General features: G+C 38.1%; 23 protein-coding genes and 2 riboswitches. Of the genes, 13 read left to right on the top strand and 10 right to left on the bottom strand.

Features of this window, described 5'->3' with window-relative positions; all coding sequences use genetic code 11:
* Window positions 1-16: 16 nt before the first annotated feature.
* The 3 genes from kdpF to ACXAE4_RS12395 all read right to left on the bottom strand — a co-directional run bounded on the left by kdpF (window position 17) and on the right by ACXAE4_RS12395 (window position 2,130).
* Window positions 17-97 (bottom strand): K(+)-transporting ATPase subunit F, encoded by an 81-nt coding sequence (gene kdpF, locus ACXAE4_RS12405; protein WP_063611563.1) that lies wholly within the window; start codon window positions 95-97, stop codon window positions 17-19.
* A gap of 297 nt (window positions 98-394) precedes the next feature.
* A riboswitch (cyclic di-AMP (ydaO/yuaA leader) is annotated at window positions 395-535 on the bottom strand.
* Window positions 536-550: 15 nt separating this feature from the next.
* Window positions 551-688 carry a hypothetical protein gene (locus ACXAE4_RS12400; RefSeq protein WP_155278280.1) on the bottom strand — a complete coding sequence of 46 codons (138 nt, stop codon included), beginning with the start codon at window positions 686-688 and terminating at the stop codon, window positions 551-553.
* A gap of 72 nt (window positions 689-760) precedes the next feature.
* Window positions 761-903: riboswitch (cyclic di-AMP (ydaO/yuaA leader) on the bottom strand.
* Window positions 904-1,062: 159 nt separating this feature from the next.
* Window positions 1,063-2,130 carry an undecaprenyldiphospho-muramoylpentapeptide beta-N-acetylglucosaminyltransferase gene (locus ACXAE4_RS12395; RefSeq protein ID WP_028412762.1) on the bottom strand — a complete coding sequence of 356 codons (1,068 nt, stop codon included), beginning with the start codon at window positions 2,128-2,130 and terminating at the stop codon, window positions 1,063-1,065.
* A gap of 177 nt (window positions 2,131-2,307) precedes the next feature.
* Here ACXAE4_RS12395 and ACXAE4_RS12390 point away from each other — a divergent pair, with 177 nt between their 5' ends.
* Window positions 2,308-2,643, top strand: coding sequence for a CHY zinc finger protein (locus ACXAE4_RS12390; protein ID WP_028412761.1), 336 nt, complete (start codon window positions 2,308-2,310; stop codon window positions 2,641-2,643).
* A 19-nt stretch (window positions 2,644-2,662) separates the two neighbouring features.
* On the opposite strand, the gene ACXAE4_RS12385 is transcribed toward ACXAE4_RS12390, so the two are convergent.
* Window positions 2,663-2,977, bottom strand: coding sequence for an ArsR/SmtB family transcription factor (locus tag ACXAE4_RS12385; protein WP_013083811.1), 315 nt, complete (start codon window positions 2,975-2,977; stop codon window positions 2,663-2,665).
* A gap of 204 nt (window positions 2,978-3,181) precedes the next feature.
* Here ACXAE4_RS12385 and ACXAE4_RS12380 point away from each other — a divergent pair, with 204 nt between their 5' ends.
* From ACXAE4_RS12380 to ACXAE4_RS12365, 4 genes are all read left to right on the top strand, one after another.
* Window positions 3,182-3,466: a putative quinol monooxygenase gene (locus tag ACXAE4_RS12380; protein ID WP_013057729.1), complete on the top strand. Its 285-nt coding sequence runs from the start codon at window positions 3,182-3,184 to the stop codon at window positions 3,464-3,466.
* A gap of 29 nt (window positions 3,467-3,495) precedes the next feature.
* On the top strand, window positions 3,496-4,233 hold the full coding sequence (gene nfsA, locus ACXAE4_RS12375; RefSeq protein ID WP_028412760.1) for an oxygen-insensitive NADPH nitroreductase: 738 nt from the start codon (window positions 3,496-3,498) through the stop codon (window positions 4,231-4,233).
* Between the two features lie 93 nt (window positions 4,234-4,326).
* The gene (locus tag ACXAE4_RS12370) at window positions 4,327-4,764 is read left to right on the top strand and encodes a hypothetical protein (RefSeq protein WP_028412759.1); all 438 of its coding nucleotides are present in this window, start codon (window positions 4,327-4,329) and stop codon (window positions 4,762-4,764) included.
* A gap of 115 nt (window positions 4,765-4,879) precedes the next feature.
* Window positions 4,880-5,560 (top strand): DUF4397 domain-containing protein, encoded by a 681-nt coding sequence (locus ACXAE4_RS12365; protein ID WP_028412758.1) that lies wholly within the window; start codon window positions 4,880-4,882, stop codon window positions 5,558-5,560.
* A 35-nt stretch (window positions 5,561-5,595) separates the two neighbouring features.
* Here ACXAE4_RS12365 and ACXAE4_RS12360 read toward each other — a convergent pair whose 3' ends face one another.
* Window positions 5,596-6,129 carry a GrpB family protein gene (locus ACXAE4_RS12360; protein WP_028412757.1) on the bottom strand — a complete coding sequence of 178 codons (534 nt, stop codon included), beginning with the start codon at window positions 6,127-6,129 and terminating at the stop codon, window positions 5,596-5,598.
* Between the two features lie 571 nt (window positions 6,130-6,700).
* On the opposite strand from ACXAE4_RS12360, the gene ACXAE4_RS12355 reads away from it, so the two are divergent.
* Window positions 6,701-8,452: an SH3 domain-containing protein gene (locus ACXAE4_RS12355; protein ID WP_421085513.1), complete on the top strand. Its 1,752-nt coding sequence runs from the start codon at window positions 6,701-6,703 to the stop codon at window positions 8,450-8,452.
* Between the two features lie 29 nt (window positions 8,453-8,481).
* Here the strand turns inward: ACXAE4_RS12355 and rpsN are convergent, their stop codons facing one another.
* Window positions 8,482-8,751 (bottom strand): 30S ribosomal protein S14, encoded by a 270-nt coding sequence (gene rpsN / locus ACXAE4_RS12350; RefSeq protein ID WP_028414364.1) that lies wholly within the window; start codon window positions 8,749-8,751, stop codon window positions 8,482-8,484.
* Window positions 8,752-9,164: 413 nt separating this feature from the next.
* On the opposite strand from rpsN, the gene ACXAE4_RS12345 reads away from it, so the two are divergent.
* The 3 genes from ACXAE4_RS12345 to ACXAE4_RS12335 all read left to right on the top strand — a co-directional run bounded on the left by ACXAE4_RS12345 (window position 9,165) and on the right by ACXAE4_RS12335 (window position 10,977).
* Window positions 9,165-9,440 carry an AbrB/MazE/SpoVT family DNA-binding domain-containing protein gene (locus ACXAE4_RS12345; protein ID WP_013057736.1) on the top strand — a complete coding sequence of 92 codons (276 nt, stop codon included), beginning with the start codon at window positions 9,165-9,167 and terminating at the stop codon, window positions 9,438-9,440.
* A gap of 120 nt (window positions 9,441-9,560) precedes the next feature.
* The gene (locus ACXAE4_RS12340) at window positions 9,561-10,022 is read left to right on the top strand and encodes a DinB family protein (protein ID WP_028414365.1); all 462 of its coding nucleotides are present in this window, start codon (window positions 9,561-9,563) and stop codon (window positions 10,020-10,022) included.
* A 187-nt stretch (window positions 10,023-10,209) separates the two neighbouring features.
* The gene (locus ACXAE4_RS12335) at window positions 10,210-10,977 is read left to right on the top strand and encodes a class I SAM-dependent methyltransferase (protein WP_028414366.1); all 768 of its coding nucleotides are present in this window, start codon (window positions 10,210-10,212) and stop codon (window positions 10,975-10,977) included.
* 15 nt (window positions 10,978-10,992) lie between these two features.
* Here the strand turns inward: ACXAE4_RS12335 and ACXAE4_RS12330 are convergent, their stop codons facing one another.
* On the bottom strand, window positions 10,993-11,673 hold the full coding sequence (locus ACXAE4_RS12330) for an FHA domain-containing protein (RefSeq protein WP_028414367.1): 681 nt from the start codon (window positions 11,671-11,673) through the stop codon (window positions 10,993-10,995).
* 288 nt (window positions 11,674-11,961) lie between these two features.
* On the opposite strand from ACXAE4_RS12330, the gene ACXAE4_RS12325 reads away from it, so the two are divergent.
* Window positions 11,962-12,126 (top strand): hypothetical protein, encoded by a 165-nt coding sequence (locus tag ACXAE4_RS12325; RefSeq protein WP_155017376.1) that lies wholly within the window; start codon window positions 11,962-11,964, stop codon window positions 12,124-12,126.
* A gap of 58 nt (window positions 12,127-12,184) precedes the next feature.
* On the opposite strand, the gene cobT is transcribed toward ACXAE4_RS12325, so the two are convergent.
* Complete coding sequence (gene cobT / locus ACXAE4_RS12320; RefSeq protein WP_028414368.1) at window positions 12,185-13,222, bottom strand: nicotinate-nucleotide--dimethylbenzimidazole phosphoribosyltransferase; 1,038 nt, start codon at window positions 13,220-13,222, stop codon at window positions 12,185-12,187.
* 162 nt (window positions 13,223-13,384) lie between these two features.
* Here cobT and ACXAE4_RS12315 point away from each other — a divergent pair, with 162 nt between their 5' ends.
* Window positions 13,385-14,251 (top strand): YitT family protein, encoded by an 867-nt coding sequence (locus tag ACXAE4_RS12315; protein WP_014459409.1) that lies wholly within the window; start codon window positions 13,385-13,387, stop codon window positions 14,249-14,251.
* Window positions 14,252-14,317: 66 nt separating this feature from the next.
* Window positions 14,318-14,674 carry a hypothetical protein gene (locus ACXAE4_RS12310; protein ID WP_028414369.1) on the top strand — a complete coding sequence of 119 codons (357 nt, stop codon included), beginning with the start codon at window positions 14,318-14,320 and terminating at the stop codon, window positions 14,672-14,674.
* Window positions 14,675-15,002: 328 nt separating this feature from the next.
* On the opposite strand, the gene ACXAE4_RS12305 is transcribed toward ACXAE4_RS12310, so the two are convergent.
* Window positions 15,003-15,449, bottom strand: a complete 447-nt coding sequence (locus ACXAE4_RS12305) for a GNAT family N-acetyltransferase (RefSeq protein ID WP_028414370.1) — start codon at window positions 15,447-15,449, stop codon at window positions 15,003-15,005.
* Between the two features lie 186 nt (window positions 15,450-15,635).
* Entirely contained in the window at window positions 15,636-16,805 is a 1,170-nt protein-coding gene (locus tag ACXAE4_RS12300) for an MFS transporter (protein WP_475236112.1), read from the bottom strand.
* A 360-nt stretch (window positions 16,806-17,165) separates the two neighbouring features.
* On the opposite strand from ACXAE4_RS12300, the gene ACXAE4_RS12295 reads away from it, so the two are divergent.
* The gene (locus ACXAE4_RS12295) at window positions 17,166-17,729 is read left to right on the top strand and encodes a YitT family protein (protein WP_028414372.1); all 564 of its coding nucleotides are present in this window, start codon (window positions 17,166-17,168) and stop codon (window positions 17,727-17,729) included.
* Window positions 17,730-17,746: the final 17 nt, after the last annotated feature.

The following is a 17,746-nucleotide window of genomic DNA, read 5'->3' as shown; positions in this document are numbered from 1 at the left end:
TTTATTCCTCCGCTTATTAAAATTGTTCTGGATTTAACAGTACATATACTAAATAAATTAAAACGAGAACTGAAATACCTAACAAAATGAACGACACTTTCACTTCTCCTCTCTTTCATCTACTACATGAGACGACCAGCAAATAATTCCGTACATAGCAGCTGTTAATATGGCAAGCGTTGCAAGCATGATCATATCCAAGTTGCTCCCTCCTAACTGTTTCCTAACAAAAATGATAGCTTCTAAGTTTAGTGACGGTTTCTTTTCATAAAGCATCACGTCCAAAAAAGCTAACCGTGAGACGTGATGCTGATTTTTCCCACTAAAAAACCGCAGAAGAGAGTTCTCTTCCGCGGTTTAATGCACGACAAATAAGCCGTGATTCACACGAATTTTTTACTCCCAAAACGCTTACGGAGTTAGCTGTCGGATTCGGGTTATGGAAGTAACCCTACTCAGTTAAGAGATTCACCCCTAGTACATACGTACAAAATATTGGGTCCCCCGCTCATAATTGATTAAGCGTATATTTGTTATTTAATTTTTAGACTTAATAATAGTTTTTACTGCTGCGTTTAAAACTTTGATTAGCTAACGTAGACAAATAGCGGTTTGCTAGATCAAAAGATTGCTGGTCGCACATGGCCCGATATTCAATCATTTGAATCATTTGCTTAGATAAATGCATCCTGACGCTCCTTTCACCTATATTTTGAAAGGAGCGTACTATCCGCTGTTATAGAAAACGACCACGATTACACCATCCTCTCTCTTAACGCTTACGAAGTTAGCTGACGGGTTCGGGTCAAGAAAGTAACCCTACTCAATTAAGAGATTCACCCCTGATAATTGGGTCCTCCGCTCTTTCCTTCTCTTTCAGAAAAGACTCAGCGTTTCACAGTGGAACGTTTCATGAGAGTAATCTTACTCCTGTTAAAATTTACTGTCAACAACATTTTTTGAAATTTTAAAAGCTTTATTTTTCTATATTTATTCATTATTTTAAAATAATAATTTCAGAAGAAAAAAAGCGTTCTTATCGAGGAGATAAGAACGCTTTTTTTAGCTCATTTTCTCAATTTCATTTACAAGAATTGAAATAGCATCCGTTTTTGTTGCTTCACGCATTGTACGCTTCATTGTACTTGCCTGCTGCTGAAGCTCACTTACTTCACGTAAAAACAATTCTTTTGTTAACTGTTCTTCTTCTACAACCATACAGTAGCCTTTTTTCTTAAAAGATTGTGCATTTAAAATTTGATCTCCGCGACTCTGTGCTTTTGATAAAGGAATAATCATCATCGGTTTATGAAGAGCTAAAAACTCAAAAATGGCATTGGATCCACCGCGTGTAATCACATAATCAGTTGCCGCTAGAACATCAGGAAGTTGTTCGTTTACGTATTCTAACTGACGGTATCCTGACTCTTTTTCAAGGCTTGTATCAATATTGCCTTTTCCGCAAAGGTGTACAATTTGGAATTTCTTTTGCAGTTCAGGCAAAGACTCTCGAACGATTTCATTAATACGGCGTGCTCCTAAACTTCCGCCCATAATCGTTAAAATGGGGCGCTTATCATAAAAGCGTAGCCAGCTTTCCCCGTTCGCTGCGCTTCCGCTAAATAGCTCTTTTCGAATAGGTGAACCAACAACCTGCACTTTTTCTTTTGGAAAGTAGTTTGCGGCTTCATCAAAAGAAGTAAAAATTTTAGTGGCAAATTTCTGCGCAATTTTATTTGCCAGTCCCGGTGTTAAATCACTTTCATGAATGAACACGGGAATGTTTAAAGATTTAGCAGCCATTACCACAGGAACTGTGACGAAACCGCCTTTTGAAAAAACAAGAGAAGGCTTTAGTTTTTTCAGCACGCGACGTGCATCGCCAACCCCTTTTGCTACTCGAAATACATCTTTTACATTTTCCATATCTACATATCGACGCAGCTTCCCGCTTGAAATCGCATGATATGGAACGTTTAATTTTGTAATTAATTCTTTCTCAATACCATTGTGAGAACCGACATAATGGATATCCCATTTTTCACTGTCTAATTCTTTCATGATGGCAATGTTTGGCGTTACGTGCCCCGCTGTTCCGCCTCCGGTAAAAACGATAACTTGCTTACTCATTTTTTCTTCCTCTCTTTGCATCACTTAATCGATCTGTTTTGACATCAATTTTTATCTAATCTTTTTAGCATGCAATCTGACATGTAAAACGATGGTTTTATTATAGCATTTTTCTTTTTACATATGTATGATAAGGCGTATAAAAGCATGCTATACTTTTCATAAGGAGTGATGATAATGAACAAATCTGTACCTGCAGTAAAAGGTGACACAGTGGATTCCGAAACGCGCTGTACGCACTATCATACGGATAAAGATATTATCGCAATAAAATTTTATTGCTGTCATACATATTATCCATGCTATCAATGTCATAACGCACATGCGGATCACGACATTAAAAGATGGCCAACATCTATGTTTAATGAAAAAGCTATTCTTTGCGGAGTATGTAAACATGAGCTCTCAATTAATGAATATTTAACCTGTAACTCGACTTGCCCTCACTGTCGTTCTTCTTTTAATCCCGGATGCAGCCTGCATGGACACATTTATTTTGAACAAAAAAGCTGAACAAAATATCGTTCAGCTTTTAAAATAATTGCTCATCTATATTGATAATGGAAGGAAGCAGACCTGGGAACAGTTCCTCAAGTTCTTCTAAACGCAAGGAATAATAGTGCTGCGTACCTTCTATACGTAGTTTGATAATTCCAGCTTCGCGAAGTACTTTAATATGATGTGATAGCGTTGATTTTGATACATTTAATTTTTGATAATACGAACAGGTCTGCTCCTTTCTTGTCGCTAAACACTGTACAATTCGCAGCCGGTTAGGATCACTCAACGCATGTAAAATAGGCGTTAATTTAATTTCAGATTTCGGTGGTTGATAAGGTTTTCTCATGCTTAAAATATAACACAGCTTCTTTTGTGTATCAATGTTCGATAACTTTCGAACTAAATTCCTTGCACTGTTATTTAATCGGTGTTATAGTTTCATTGTTCGATGATATTCGAACTTATCTTCATTTTAATCGTAAATTGAATGAAAGATTAAAAACAAAACAAATAATATAAAGCACCATCATTATTAAAGGAGGAATCATCCATGATTCATTTACAAGCTTCAATGAAAGTTAACCCAGCAAAAAGAGAAGAATTTTTAGAAAACGTACAAGAACTAATTAAGCATTCTTTACAAGAAGAAGGAAACAGCAACTATCAACTATTTGAAGATGCTTTTACACCTAACACATTTATGATGATTGAAGAGTGGAAAAGCGAAGAAGCAATTCAAGCACACAATAAATCAGCTCATTTCCAAAGTTTTGTAGCATTTGCTCAAACTGGCGTACTTGTAGCACCTTTAGATGTAAAAACATTACAAGGCTAAAAATAACTTCTTTGAAAGGATGACGCATCATGAATGAAGCAATTCGTACAATTCAAGATCATCGTTCTATCCGTCAATATACAGACGAAGCAGTAAGCGACGAGCATTTAGATACAATTATTCAATCTGCTCAGTCAGCCGCTTCTTCTATTAACGGACAGCAAGTAACTATTATTAGCGTCCAAGATAAAGAAAAGAAGAAAAAGCTTTCAGAGCTTGCGGGCAACCAAGCGTGGATTGACCAAGCTCCTCTATTTTTAATCTTTTGTGCAGATTTTAATCGTGCTAAGATTGCAGCTGAGCTTAACGATGCGCCTCTTGGCGTAACCGATGGGCTTGAGTCAATTTTAGTGGGGGCAACCGATGCTGGAATTTCTTTAGAAGCAGCAACAGTTGCAGCAGAGTCACTCGGTTTAGGTACAGTACCAATCGGCGGAATTCGCAGAAAGCCACTAGAAGTCATTGAACTCCTAGATTTACCGGAATACGTATTCCCAGTAAGCGGTCTTGTCATTGGACATCCGGCAGATCATTCTGCGAAAAAGCCTCGATTACCACAAGCTGCTGTGCACCATCGTGAAAGCTATAATCATGACTTAAAGTCATTGATTCAAGACTATGATGCTGAAATGGCAGAGTATATGAAAAAGAGAACAAACGGTGCAGATGACCGCAACTGGTCACAAACTGTATCCGCTATTTACAAAACCATTTATTATCCAGAAGTTCGAGCGATGCTTGAAAAACAAGGATTTAAATTCGAATGATCAAAAGCTGCGATAAACATCGCAGCTTTTTTTATCTACTTTAACAGCGTCTTGAATAGACTAAAAGTAATACTCGATAAATGAGGTGTTTGGATGGAGTTTATTTTAATTTGTAATTTTCTTTTAGGTGCAACGGCAGCGCTTTTATTGATACCGGCTTTTACAAAAAAGAACACCCTTCACGTGACTTTGCTGTCTCTCCTTTTCCTCCTTTCAATTGTTCCAACCTTTCTTCTCGCTAATCCACATATCGGCGTTTTACCTTGGGCTATTCGAGACGGTCTTCTATTGTTTTCCGCTTTCCTTTTCTTTTATCTAACCTTCACTTTAAGCAGATGGAAAACACTTTTGTTTTTTCTTCTCCTTTTACTGTCAATTGCTCCTCTTGCCTACGTCGTATATGATGACTTCACGCATACGTATATAGATGCCAATATCGGACTTGGCCTAGGCTTTTTATTGACGTGGCTCTTAACAACCTTGTACAATATTTTGGCTATTCTTCGATTTTTCCGTCAGAAATCTCAGTAAACACGTTAAAAGTTAACAAACAAACGAATAGTTGATTTTATTTAGTATACGCTAACAACTGCACAGTCCTTCTCTTTACATAAAGCTGTGTATACTAAAAAAGGAGTGATACTTGATGAAACGACTATTCGTAATGGTAGCAGTGATTGCCTTCTTGGCACTTAGCCGCATGTTAGTATTTGCCGCTGAAACACCTCCTGCTGCAGATGAGCGACCAGCTCAAAATGCAGAAGTTCGTATCGTTCATGCTTCACCGGATGCTCCAGCTGTAGACATTTTTGTGGATGACAAAGCTTTAGTAGAAGGAGCAAAGTTTAAAGATGTCTCCAACTCTCTGCCTTTGTCAGCTGGTTCTCATAAAGTAGAAGTATACGAAGCGAAGACAAAAGGAACAAAAGATTCCATCATCGAAGCTACCCTTGTTGTAGACGGTGGAAAATCGTATACAGTAGCCGCTGTAAATAAAGCCGAACATCTTGAACTGCAGGCTTTCACGAATAATAAGCAAGGGATGGATGGAAAAGCAAGCTTACGTGTTGCTCATTTATCTCCTGATGCTCCTGCGGTAAACGTAGGTCCTAAAGGGGCTGCTCCTTTATTTAAAGATCTGTCTTTTAAAAGCATTTCAGGTTATCAAGTAGTAAATCCGGGTTCGTATGATTTATCTGTTTCCACAGCAGACGGAAAAGAAATACTAAGTCTTCCTGGAACAAATCTTCAAAGCGGTAAAAACTATACGGTTCTCGCAGTAAATACTGCTGATAAGCTTGAGACCATTGTTTTACAAGATAATTAATTAAAAAAACGTCATTTCAATTGAAATGACGTTTTTTATAGACTGCGCTGAATGAATTCTTCTTTTTTGTACTCATAGGTAGAAATATCGTTCCACAATCGTTTTGAAAGCTCGTATTTCATACCTTCATATTTTTTTCTAGCACGTTCGCTCGAGCGTAACTGCTCCCTGAAATTAATTCGTTCATTCCAGTAAGGTGATTCACTGACCGTTACGTACACATGACTTCTTCTAGCATCATGTGGAATGAGCTTACGAGCATTCTTAGCGGTCATAATTGGAGGGTAATGTGCAGCTGGAACGCCTTCTTTTAATAAGACGAACATCTCTTTTTCCGCTACGTATACGTGAGATTTATTTTTTAATATAGCGCGCACTTCATTTATGTCTTCTTCGCGTTTGACGCCGATTAAAATATCAACGATTGGTGAACCTGCCAATCCTGGAACGGACGTGCTTCCAATATGTTCGATGTCTACTGAAAAATCTTTTAGTGTATTAAGTAACGCTTCTTTTTCCATTTGATACAAAAGCGACCACTTTGTTTCATACTGAACAATCTTTCGCATATCAGTTTCCACCCTTTCACTTTTTTATACTGTACCATGTTTTAAAATAAAAAGAAAGAATTTTCTAACTATTTACTTTTTGTTTATGCTATGAACTTTTCCATCGATATAGACAGGCTTTGTATTATTTTATATGTTTTTGTTGTTTTTATTCTGAATGTTTCATAATTGTGGATGTTTCCTCCTCCAAAAGATAGATACTCTTTTATGTGCTATCTCTCCTCTATCATATTCACATTCAGCTGCTTTATACTATTTTACATTTTTTCTAGTATAAAACATGTCCTCAAAACATCGGTGAACAAAGGACTATAGACCTTTAAATGCCCTTAATATCCCTACATTTCACCTTTGATATAATTATATTTTACATTAATGTAAAATTTTATCGTTAAGGATGGCAGATAGTTCAAATTCATTATACAATTGAAATTCGACATATAGTATGATGGATAATATCGGCATTATGAGATAATAGTAGATTTAACTCAAAATTTTGGGCTATTTGCCGATATATGCTTTGTATACTAATTAACTTATGTTGAAATTTGTAATTTGCAAGGAGGAAAAAATGAATAAAAAACATGTCATGTACACAGCCGTTTCTTCTGTTCTTTTAAGCTCTTCATTGCTTTTGCATTCGATTGACGCAGATGCAGCTGAATCGGCCAAAGTAACTGCTACATCGTTAAATGTACGTGCAACGCCTAGTACAAGCGGCGCTATCGTTGGAAAAGTAACGAAGGGAAACACCGTTAATATAGTAGATGAAAGCAAGGGATGGGCTAAAATTACGTATAACGGTAAAGAAGCTTGGATTTCATCTCAATACATAAACAAAACACAAACAAACAGTACGTCTACGGCAAATTCGACATCCAAGTCAGCCGTTGTTAACGCCAGTTCATTAAATGTTCGCTCTTCTGCGAGCACAAGCGCGTCTATCGTGACGAACTTATCCCGGGGTTCCAAAGTAACGGTGGTAAAAGAAAGCGGATCCTGGTCACAGATTAAAACAGCATCAGGTCAAACGGGCTGGGTAGCGAGTCAGTACCTACAAGCAGGCTCCGGTTCTTCTACACCGACTAGTAACTCGGGTTCTACAACATCCAAGTCAGCTGTTGTTAACGCTAGCTCATTAAACGTTCGCTCTTCTGCGAGCACAAGCGCATCGGTCGTGACGAACTTATCCCGGGGTTCCAAAGTAACGGTGGTAAAAGAAAGCGGATCCTGGTCACAGATTAAAACAGCATCAGGTCAAACGGGCTGGGTAGCGAGTCAGTACCTACAAGCAGGCTCCGGTTCTTCTACACCGACTAGTAACTCGGGTTCTACAACATCCAAGTCAGCTGTTGTTAACGCTAGCTCATTAAACGTTCGCTCTTCTGCGAGCACAAGCGCATCGGTCGTGACGAACTTATCCCGGGGTTCCAAAGTAACGGTGGTAAAAGAAAGCGGATCCTGGTCACAGATTAAAACAGCATCAGGTCAAACGGGCTGGGTAGCAAGTCAGTATTTACAAGCTGATTCCGGACAGTCTTCACAAACAGCCCAGTCGATTCAAATTACAAAAGCTTCAAATTTACGCAGTCAGCCGAGCTTAAGCGCGGGCATTATCCGTGTAGCAAAAGCAGGCGAACGATTCAAAAAAGTAGGCGAAACGAATGACTGGGTGCAAATTCAGTACTCTGCAAGTCAAACAGCATGGGTGTCAAAAGGGTTAACAGCTGCGGCTGGTTCTACAACTTCAGCTAGTTTGCCTTCCCCATCTGCTGCTTTAAAAGATAAAATTATTGTGGTAGACGCTGGGCACGGCGGATATGACCCTGGCACTTCAGGCAAGTCATCGATTGAGAAAAACCTAGCGTTAACAACCGCAAAACTTGTGGCAAGCCGCTTAGCTAATGCCGGAGCAAATGTATTTATGACGCGTTCAAACGATACTTTTATTTCACTGAGCGGACGTGTGAACGTTAGTGAAGCAAAGCATGCAGATGCATTTATCAGCGTTCACTATAACGCTTCTACTTCATCTTCTGCAAACGGCATCGCATCATTTTATTACAGTGAAGCTAAAGATAAAGAATTAGCAAAATACATTCAAGAAAGCATGGCTGAAAATGCGCCTTCTATGAAGGATATGGGGGTTCGTTTTGGAGATTATTATGTTACTCGAGAAAACAACCAGCGTGCTGTACTTCTTGAATTAGGCTTTTTATCAAATGCTCACGATGAGCAAATTGTTTCTTCTAATGCGTATCAGCAGCAAATATCTACAGGTATTTATCAAGGAATTGCTCGATACTTTGCAGCTAATAAATAATAAAAGCCCTCATAATGAGGGCTTTTATACTACCAGCTTGCTTTTTTAACACCTGGGATTTGTCCTTTGTAGGCCAATTCCCTAAAAGCAATGCGTGACATTTCAAATTTTCTAAGATAGCCTCGAGGGCGACCGGTAACGCGGCAGCGATTATTTAAGCGCGTTGGTGAAGAATCTCTAGGCAATTTTTTTAACGCTTCGTAATCTCCTTTTTCCTTCAACTCTTGGCGCAATTGCGCATATTTCGCTACTATCTCTTGGCGCTTTTGTTCTTTTACAACTTTTGATTTTTTAGCCAAACTCTTTGTCATCCTTTCGCTTTATCAATTTTTATTTGAAATACGTAATCATTACGATTTAATCGTTTTGAGCAAGTTACTTTTTAAATTTAATCATATTTTCTTCATTTTTTCAACTTGTTTGCTTCCACGCTTACATGTATCCTCTCTCCTAAACTGCTGTATAAACATAAATAAAATTGTATGTCAAATGTAATTAATTCCTTCATCTCCTATATCATACAAAGAGCCCTACATATTCCATTTTGTAGGAGGATTTGTATTTACAGATAATATTTCAATAATATTACAGTTCATTTACATATTAATAACTTCGACAAATTTAGCGGTTATCTAGTATATAATCATCTTAGAAATTCCAAAAATAATATTTTGTGTACTCAATAAAATATAAAAGTAAAGGTGATTAAAAAATGAAATCGACTGGTATTGTAAGAAAAGTAGATGATTTAGGTCGTATCGTAATTCCTAAAGAGTTAAGACGTGTTCTTGAAATAGATGTAAAAGATCCTGTTGAAATTTTTGTCGAAACAGATCGAATTATTTTAAAGAAATATGAGCCGAACGGTGCTTGTGCGATTACTGGTGAAGTATCTTCTGACAACGTAACAATCGCAGATGGCAAATTAACTTTAAGCCGCGAAGGTATGGAGTTATTACTTGAAGAGTTAAAACAACGTAATTTCTAATAAAAAGAAAAACAGTTGCATGTAAGCAGCTGTTTTTCTTTTTATTAAAGTTTTTTCTTCGCTTTCTGATTTTCAGATGCTATACTCAGAAGCGAATACATAATAAAGGAGCCTTTTATCATGACAGTTGAACAAATGACTCATCACTTTTTAGCACATCGAAACGTAACTAATGAATTAATCAACAAAATTGAAGCAGGTCACTACGAATACAAGCCTGCCCCGACATCTATGTCAGCTTTTGACTTATCTACGCATATTTTAACATCCTTTTATGCATTTGCATCAGTGGTAAAATCCGGTGATTTATCTCCACTTGGTCAAAAAGCTGATTTTGGCGGTAAGTCATTATCGGACCTTGCAGCTGAATATACGAACAAAACAGTAGACGTATTACGCTCACTTAGCGAAGATGACTTAAACAAGACCATTGACGCAACTGCAGCGTTTGGAAGAAAGCTTCCTGGAAGACAGCTTTTACAAATGGCCATTGACCATGAAATTCATCATAAAGGAAATTTATACGTCTACGTACGTGAGATGGGTCATACAGATCTTCCTCTATTTGTTCAGTTCGGTTAATGGTTATAAAATAGTTCGACTTGTAAGCGCCCAAGCTAGAAGTTTGGTGCGCTTTTTCTTTGGAGTTTTCGGCATAATAAGTAAGATATATGGTATAATTCTATCAATAACTTCATATCTACTATTCAAAGCTTGTTTCTTCTTATAAAACGATTGTCATCATCTTTTACAAAGGAGGAATCACTTCATGAGTCAAACTGTTAATCAACAAAAAATTGCTCAAGTGTATCATCTTCCGTTTGTTTCTTCATTTGGAGGAAGTGCTATGAACCTTCTTTCTCCTCAAGCTGGCGAACATATTTTAGATATTGGCTGTGGCACTGGCGAATTTATTTCGCAGCTCAATAAGCTTCATGTCCGTGCAACGGGTATCGATTGCTCTGAAAATATGATTGAACAGGCTCGTCATCAGTACCCGACTCTATCCTTTGAACAGTTAAACGCCCTTAACCTTCCTTATTACGAACAATTTGACGCAGTTTTTTCCAATGCAACTTTACACGATATCCGTCCCCCTCACCTTGTCATTAAAAACATTTACAATGCTTTAAAACCAAATGGCCGATTTGTAGCAGAATTTTGGGGAAAAGGAAACATGGACGAAATTTTCACAGAAATCATTCGTCAATTTAAAACGTTTGATATCCCTTATAACGATGTAGATTTCCCATGGTACTTCCCTTCTGTAGCTGAATATTCTTCTCTTTTGGAATCACAGAATTTTCAAGTCACCACGGCCATACACTACAGCCGGCCCCTCTTGTTAAAAGGGGAAAACGGCTTGCGTAATTGGCTCGAAACAAATGCAGCCCCTCTTTTTGCTCACGTGACGACAGAAACTAAAAATGTCCTCATTACGCGCTTAGAAAATCGAATGCAAGACAAACTATTTCAAAACGGATCTTGGCTAGCAGAAGCTAAACATATACGTGTACATGCTGTAAAACGAGATTAAAAAATGGACGTGATTCTATTCACGTCCATTTTCGTTAAAGTGCAGCCAATATCCTTTTCCTCGAATCACTTCGATTTCTAAATATGTTCCTATTTTTTTGCGAACCCGGTAAATCAGCGCATTCAGCTCTTCCGCTGCTACCAGAATTTCTCCATTTGACTCTACTCGTTCAGGCCAAACGCTTTTTTTTAATGCTTCTTTTGAAACAAATTGATTGTTATATTCTAGAAGGTAAGCTAAGCACGCGTATTCTTTATCTGACAGAATATACGTTTCCTCTTTTACTTTTACTTTCTGCAAAATTGGATCTAATGTGTAAAATGGCTTATTTATTTGTTTTAGCAAAGGTCCTAAATCGAGGGTTGCATCCATATCATCATTTCTAAATACTAAAGCTGCCTCCTCATTTGCTAAGGTAATGACATCCTGCTCTTTCAAGAAACGAGGGGTTCCAGGCTGTAACTCTTCTCCGTTTACTTTTGTCCCGTGTTTACTAAACAAGTCTGTAATGAAGAATGCGTTGCTTTCGTACGTTACTTCAAAATGCTTGCGTGAAATGTAAGCACTTTGAAAGGCCAGATAAGGCTCCCATTCTTCACTGCTTCGTCCGATAATACAAGCTTTATCTTTTGGAATAGGCACGGAAGCTCCTTCATCAAAAGGAGCACCGTTCCGAATAATCAACATACCGTTCATTGTTTGCTCACACTCTTTTTTAAAATTTTCTGACTCTTATCATGTAATTATAACACTCACATTTATTGAGATTTCTTCCAACTTTGGATAACATCATAGTATAGTCAGTTATATGATAAAGGTTGTTGCCATGTAAGTAAACCTTTAGAGCAGTCCTTTTCTAACTGAAAAAATACGTATTCTTTGCCCTGCTGTAACGTGGATACAATTTTTTTGTAAAATAATTTGTTTTTTAGTAACTTTGACATATGTTCTCTCTTTTTAAAGCGGAGTAAAATAGGAAAATACGTGAAATATTTACATAATGGAGGAAGACCAATGGGACGTTTGCCAAAAGATAGAGAAATTCAAGCGATTAAACGACGCGTTGCACTGGTATTGTTAATTATTGGATCATTTATTTTAACAGGTGCTAGCTTTAGCGTTTATTGGTTTATGATGTTAAAAATATAAGATTTTTTTATAAAATAAAGAAAAAAGACATGGTTTTGTTCCCATGTCTTTTTTAGGTTTATTCTTTCTCAGACACTCCCGCAGATTGAAACGTAGCCATATTAGCAATCATCAGCGAAGCCGAGTGCAGCAGCGGAAATGTAACAGCAGCTCCACTTCCTTCACCTAACCGAAGATTGAGGTTGAGAAGCGGTTTCTTGCCAAGAAGCTTCATTGCACACGCATGACCTTGTTCAACAGATTCGTGACTAGCAAACATATAGTCTCTTGCTTGTGTATTGATTTCTGTCGCCAGAAGAGCTGCAACTGTACAAATAAAACCATCTACTAAAATAGGAATACGGTGAGCAGCTGCCGCCAGCATAGCACCTGTCATCCCTGCAATTTCAAGCCCCCCTATTTTACTAATAATATCAATCGGATCCTGAGGGTTGATGTGCCTGTTTTGCAGCGCTTCTTCAATTACCTTCACTTTGTGGCGCAGTTGTTCGTCAGAAATCCCTGTGCCCATTCCTGCAAGCTTAGAGACTTTTTCTCCTGTCAATACAGCTAAAATAGCCGTGCTTGACGTAGTGTTTCCGATGCCCATTTCTCCCACAATCAAACATTTAATTCCTTGGGCAATAAGCTCTTCAGCTTCTTCATATCCGACTTGAACAGCCAATTCTGCCTCACTGCGCGTCATCGCGTCTTCTTTATAAAAACTTGCTGTGCCCAGCTTCACTTTGCGTTGTACAAGGTCCTTGTGGGAAAGGTCAGAAGCAATGCCGATGTCAATCAGTTTGAACTGGGCATCTATTTGCCCGCTAAACACGTTAATAGCTGCTCCTCCCTGCAAAAAATTCAGCGCCATTTGTGCCGTTACGTCTTGAGGATAAGCTGAAACTCCTTCTTTTACAATTCCATGATCGCCTGCAAAAACGAGGACTCCTGGCGGCGTGACTGTCGGAAAGGTTTCCCCAGTCATGGCCGCTAATTCAACTGCTATTTCTTCGAGCCTTCCAAGGCTTCCTATCGGTTTGGTTAATGTATCAATATAGCGTGCCGCTTTTTCGCCAGCGCTTGTTTGAAGCGGTGGAATATAAACGTTTATCATATGTACAGCTCCTTTATTTCAGCAAATGTCTACCGTTTAATTTAACAGGATTTTGTTTATTCTGGCTAGTCTTTTTTAAAGTAGATAATTGGATAGAGTTCCCAAGACTTAGTTATACTAGTAAGAGTTGCGTATAGGCAGTATGTTGAAAGGAAAGATTTTATGACAACGAAACAGCACAAAAAGGAAAAGGCAGGTCGGCTCATTTATCGCTACATTATGATGTTAATTGGAGCTTCCTTGGCTGCCGTTTCTATCGAATTATTTTTAGTCCCAAATTCCGTCATTGACGGCGGTATTATCGGTATTTCTCTAATTTTAGTTTACTTAACAAAATTGCCGTTCAGTCTTCTTATCATCATCTTTAATCTCCCTTTTTTATATAGTGGATACAAACAAATTGGTCGTAGCTTCTGCTTTTCATCTATGTTTGCAGTTGTTGCTTTATCCATTGTAGAATCTCAATTGCACCATGTTCCAGCTGTAACATCTGAACCGCTTCTTGCTACTGTATTTGGCGGGCTGCTGTTAGGAGCAGGTGTAGGAACGGTCATTCGTCACGGTGGAGCATTAGACGGAACTGAGATTTTAGGTATTTTATTAACAAAAAAAATCCCGTTTTCTGTAGGCGAATTTGTGATGTTTTTAAATATCTTTATTTTCGCTTGGGCAGGGTTCGTGCTAGGTTGGGAACAAGCCATGTACTCGATCCTTACGTACTATATTGCTTCTAAAACAATCGATGCGATTATTCAAGGGCTTGATGAAACAAAAGCAGCTTTTATTGTTTCAAATCACTATGAAGAGCTATCAGACGCTATTACGCATCGTCTAGGCCGCGGCGTGACGAAACTGTATGGTAAAGGCGGATTTGAAGGTACAGAAAAAGAAGTCATATACGTAGTTGTGACGCGTTTAGAAATTACCAAGCTTAAAACTATTATTTCTGAAATTGATCCACATGCATTTACAACCATTATGGATACCCAGGAAGCGCAGGGCGGCAAATTCAAATCAGCCATTCACTAACTATACATAAGCGTGGATTTCTCTGAGCATGCTAATAGCTGACTACCCATAAAGGAGATCACCACAATGAAAGAACAAATGTCCAACTTATTTAACCAATTAAAACAGTCGGTTTCCGATGTATCTGATAAGTTACATGACAAAGTACATACGCTGCAATCTTCACCAGGAGTGAGTGTTTTTGAACTTTATGAATGGATTAAAGAAAATCCAAGCACAAGCGTACAAAAGCAAAAGCTGCTAGGGATTTCATACTCTTTCTATGCACTCCACGAAGACGGCGTTTTTTTCTATATGGAAACGAAATATGATTATTTACTTTACATGACTATTTATAGTCCAACACGTCATTATTTCACCTATCATTCTTACCGAGATTCTTTATCAACAGTGACTCCCTTGACGTTTCCTATTACTAAATAATAAAAAGCTCCTCAATCGAGGAGCTCTTTTTATATGGTTATCTTCCTTTTCGGACTTTAAAGATAAACAGCGCAAGTAAAAAACCACTCGTCGCAGTTACTATTTTCCACGCGTTTAAGATTGGATTTTTTTTCAAGGTCCTGCTCCTTCCTTGCGGCTATACTAAAAATAGGATGGCCGCCTTTCAAACAGCTAGTCCAACTTCCCCCTACTATTCATACCATCATCTAACATATAGCCCACCGACATTTTCATCAATTTCACTTTTCATACTATAACATATTTTTGCCATTTAGTAGAAGTCTTAAAAGTAAAAGCTGTACTTCTCTTAAAAAAAACGGTATTGAACCCCTTCATTTTCTTTACCGTTCATTTTTTGATAAAGGTTTTGAGCAACTTTATTTTCACTGCTGCACTCAGCGGTCATTCCTGCAAACTCATACTTTTGAGAATAGGCAAGGCAAATCTTAAACAAACGTTCACCAATTTTATTTCCTCTGTTTAAAGGAGATACGTACAAATCTTTTAAGACGCCTGTTTCTTTAAAATAATGGGTGCTCCACGATACGTACACCGTCGCAAAACCTACTAGTTTCCCTTCCAATTCAGCAACAAACTGGATACCGTAGGAAGGATTATTCAATAGACGCTTAATATGTAAAGTTAAAGCTTTCCGGGAAGGGTCAGGCTGCTCGCAGAATTTCACTATATATTCTTGCATTAACGTAGCCAGTCGCTCTCGATCAGTTTCAACCGCCTGTCGAATGACAACCATTTAATCACTCCTTTTAGCTCAACGCTCTTAACATAATTCGATAGCTATACTTTTTTTCCTTTCGTTTTCGTGAAAAGCTCCCTACTTTTACACAAGGGGATATTTAAAGCAAACAACCTTATACGGCTTATGGTTGAGGAGAGAAAATACGCTGTTTTAAAAAAAGGTTGCAAACAGCAACCTTTTTTAGTTAGCAAGCGCATAATTTCGTAAGAATAAACCTACGCAGCCGCTGATTACAATCAGTCCTCCTGCCGTTAGAAACGCCGCCGTCACATTTAGCGAAGCAACAGCGCCAAGCAGCAGCACCGAAAGCCCAAACGTCACATATGAAACGCTCAGCGTAGCGGAAAGCACCTTAGGAAGCTTTTCTAAAGGAACGGCCGTTTGTGTAAGCGTGTAAGAACACGTAGCGCTTATTTGAAGGGCAATGCCAATAGTAAAACTAAGTAAAAGGGAAAGAAACGGCACAGATATCACTCCCAACAATAATGTACAGAAACCTGAAAAAAGACTGCCTAGTATTACGATATGATAAAGACTTCTCTCTTGCTCAACTGAAATCTTCAGCAAAACGAAACCACCAAGAACCGTTCCAACAAAAAAACTGCTGTTAATATATCCCCACCAAGCTTCATTTTTATTTAATATTTCTTTCACAAACACGTAGACAATAGCTGATGCCCAAACGCCGGCAGCCATCCCTTCTAAAACCTCCATGACTAATAAAACCCGCAGGCGCGGATAATGCCAAATTAGCTTCCATCCCTCTTTTAACCCTTGTTTTTGCTTTGTTTTAGAAGAATGAACGTTCATGCGAATGGCCTGCATGAATATGAGTGACAAACTAAATAACGAAAATGACAGCCATAAAAGGCCGGTAGCATCCCAGCTAATAATCAGAAAGCTTCCAAGCGGATAGGCTGCAATTTGAATCGTTTGATCCGTGACATTAAACATACTGTTCCATTTTAACAGCTTCTCTTTATCTACTAAATGAGGAAGCATAGAGCTTTGAACCGGAGCTGCCCACCCATCGAAAAAAGCAATAAGCGCCACGCAGCACAGCATGCTGATAAGCGACATATGCCACAAGAAAAACATAGACAAAACACTGGTTTTTAACAGCTGAGACACCACAAGAATACGCTTAGCTCTGTAGCGATCTATAAGAAAAGGCACCGTAAAACTGCTCAAAAACTTAGCAGCCGTAATGGTAAACGGAATGCATGAAAGCAGCACAGGAGAACTATTTTGAGCGTAAAGAATGCTTATTAACGCAACAATATATAATACATCTGCTAAATTAGCTTGGCTTTGACCAAACCATAAAAAAAGTACGGAACGATTTTTCACGACAATCCCTCTTTCTTTTTAGTATGACTGAAAAGAAAGAGAATCCTACACGTAATCAACCCCTTTATATAACGGCTTGCTTTTATCGACTTATTACAATCGTATGCTTTTTACAGAACACAACTTTTTTATATATTAAAAAATACAAACAGTTAAACAGTATGGTAAAAAATCAAGAAATTGTCGTGAAAACGAAGTTAGATTAACTATAGAATATCAGAGTTATAGAATCAATACTTTTTACATAATTTTCTTTTTTCTTCTTCTTTACTTCTAAATAACCTAAGCTTGTCATATACATAGATGGACGAGTACTCCCATTAAAATTTAACGTATAGGGTGAGGAATATTTTTTCGAGAGTGGTTTCGATTTGCTGTGGCAGCTTATTAATTGGACTAGGGCTAAACGGGTTTATTGCTCCGTATCACTTACTAGACGGTGGACTTATAGGATTTGGGCTTATCGTATATTATGTGTTTGGAACTCCTATCGGAATGTCCATTTTCTTTTTGAACGTACCTGTCTATTTATATGCTTTTTTTCGTCATCGCCAAAACTTTTTTTATGGAAGTATAGGTTTGTTTGTTTCTTTTTTTATGACAGAATGGCTGTCTATTCTCGAAGGCACGCTGGAGCTTCCTTTGATCTTTAGCTCATTGCTTGGAGGCACACTCGTAGGAATGGGAATAGGACTGATGCTTCGCTACGGCATCAGTTCGGACGGTCTGGATTTAATCGCTATTATTGTATCAAAAAAATGGAAAATCAATATAGGAATAACCATTTTTATCTTAGACAGTACGATTATGATAGTGGGCTTACATATTATCGGATTTACAGCTTTTTGCTACTCCATGCTTGTTATTACGATGAGCAGCATAATGATTATGCTCTTCACTTCTCCGCGATGGCTGTCTTCATAAAAAAAACGCTTGAAGTT

It is taken from the genome of Priestia sp. ABM2_011 (genome assembly GCF_056158845.1).
The sequence above is the reverse complement of the archived record's forward strand: the minus strand, read 5'-3'. Positions and strand labels throughout refer to the sequence as shown.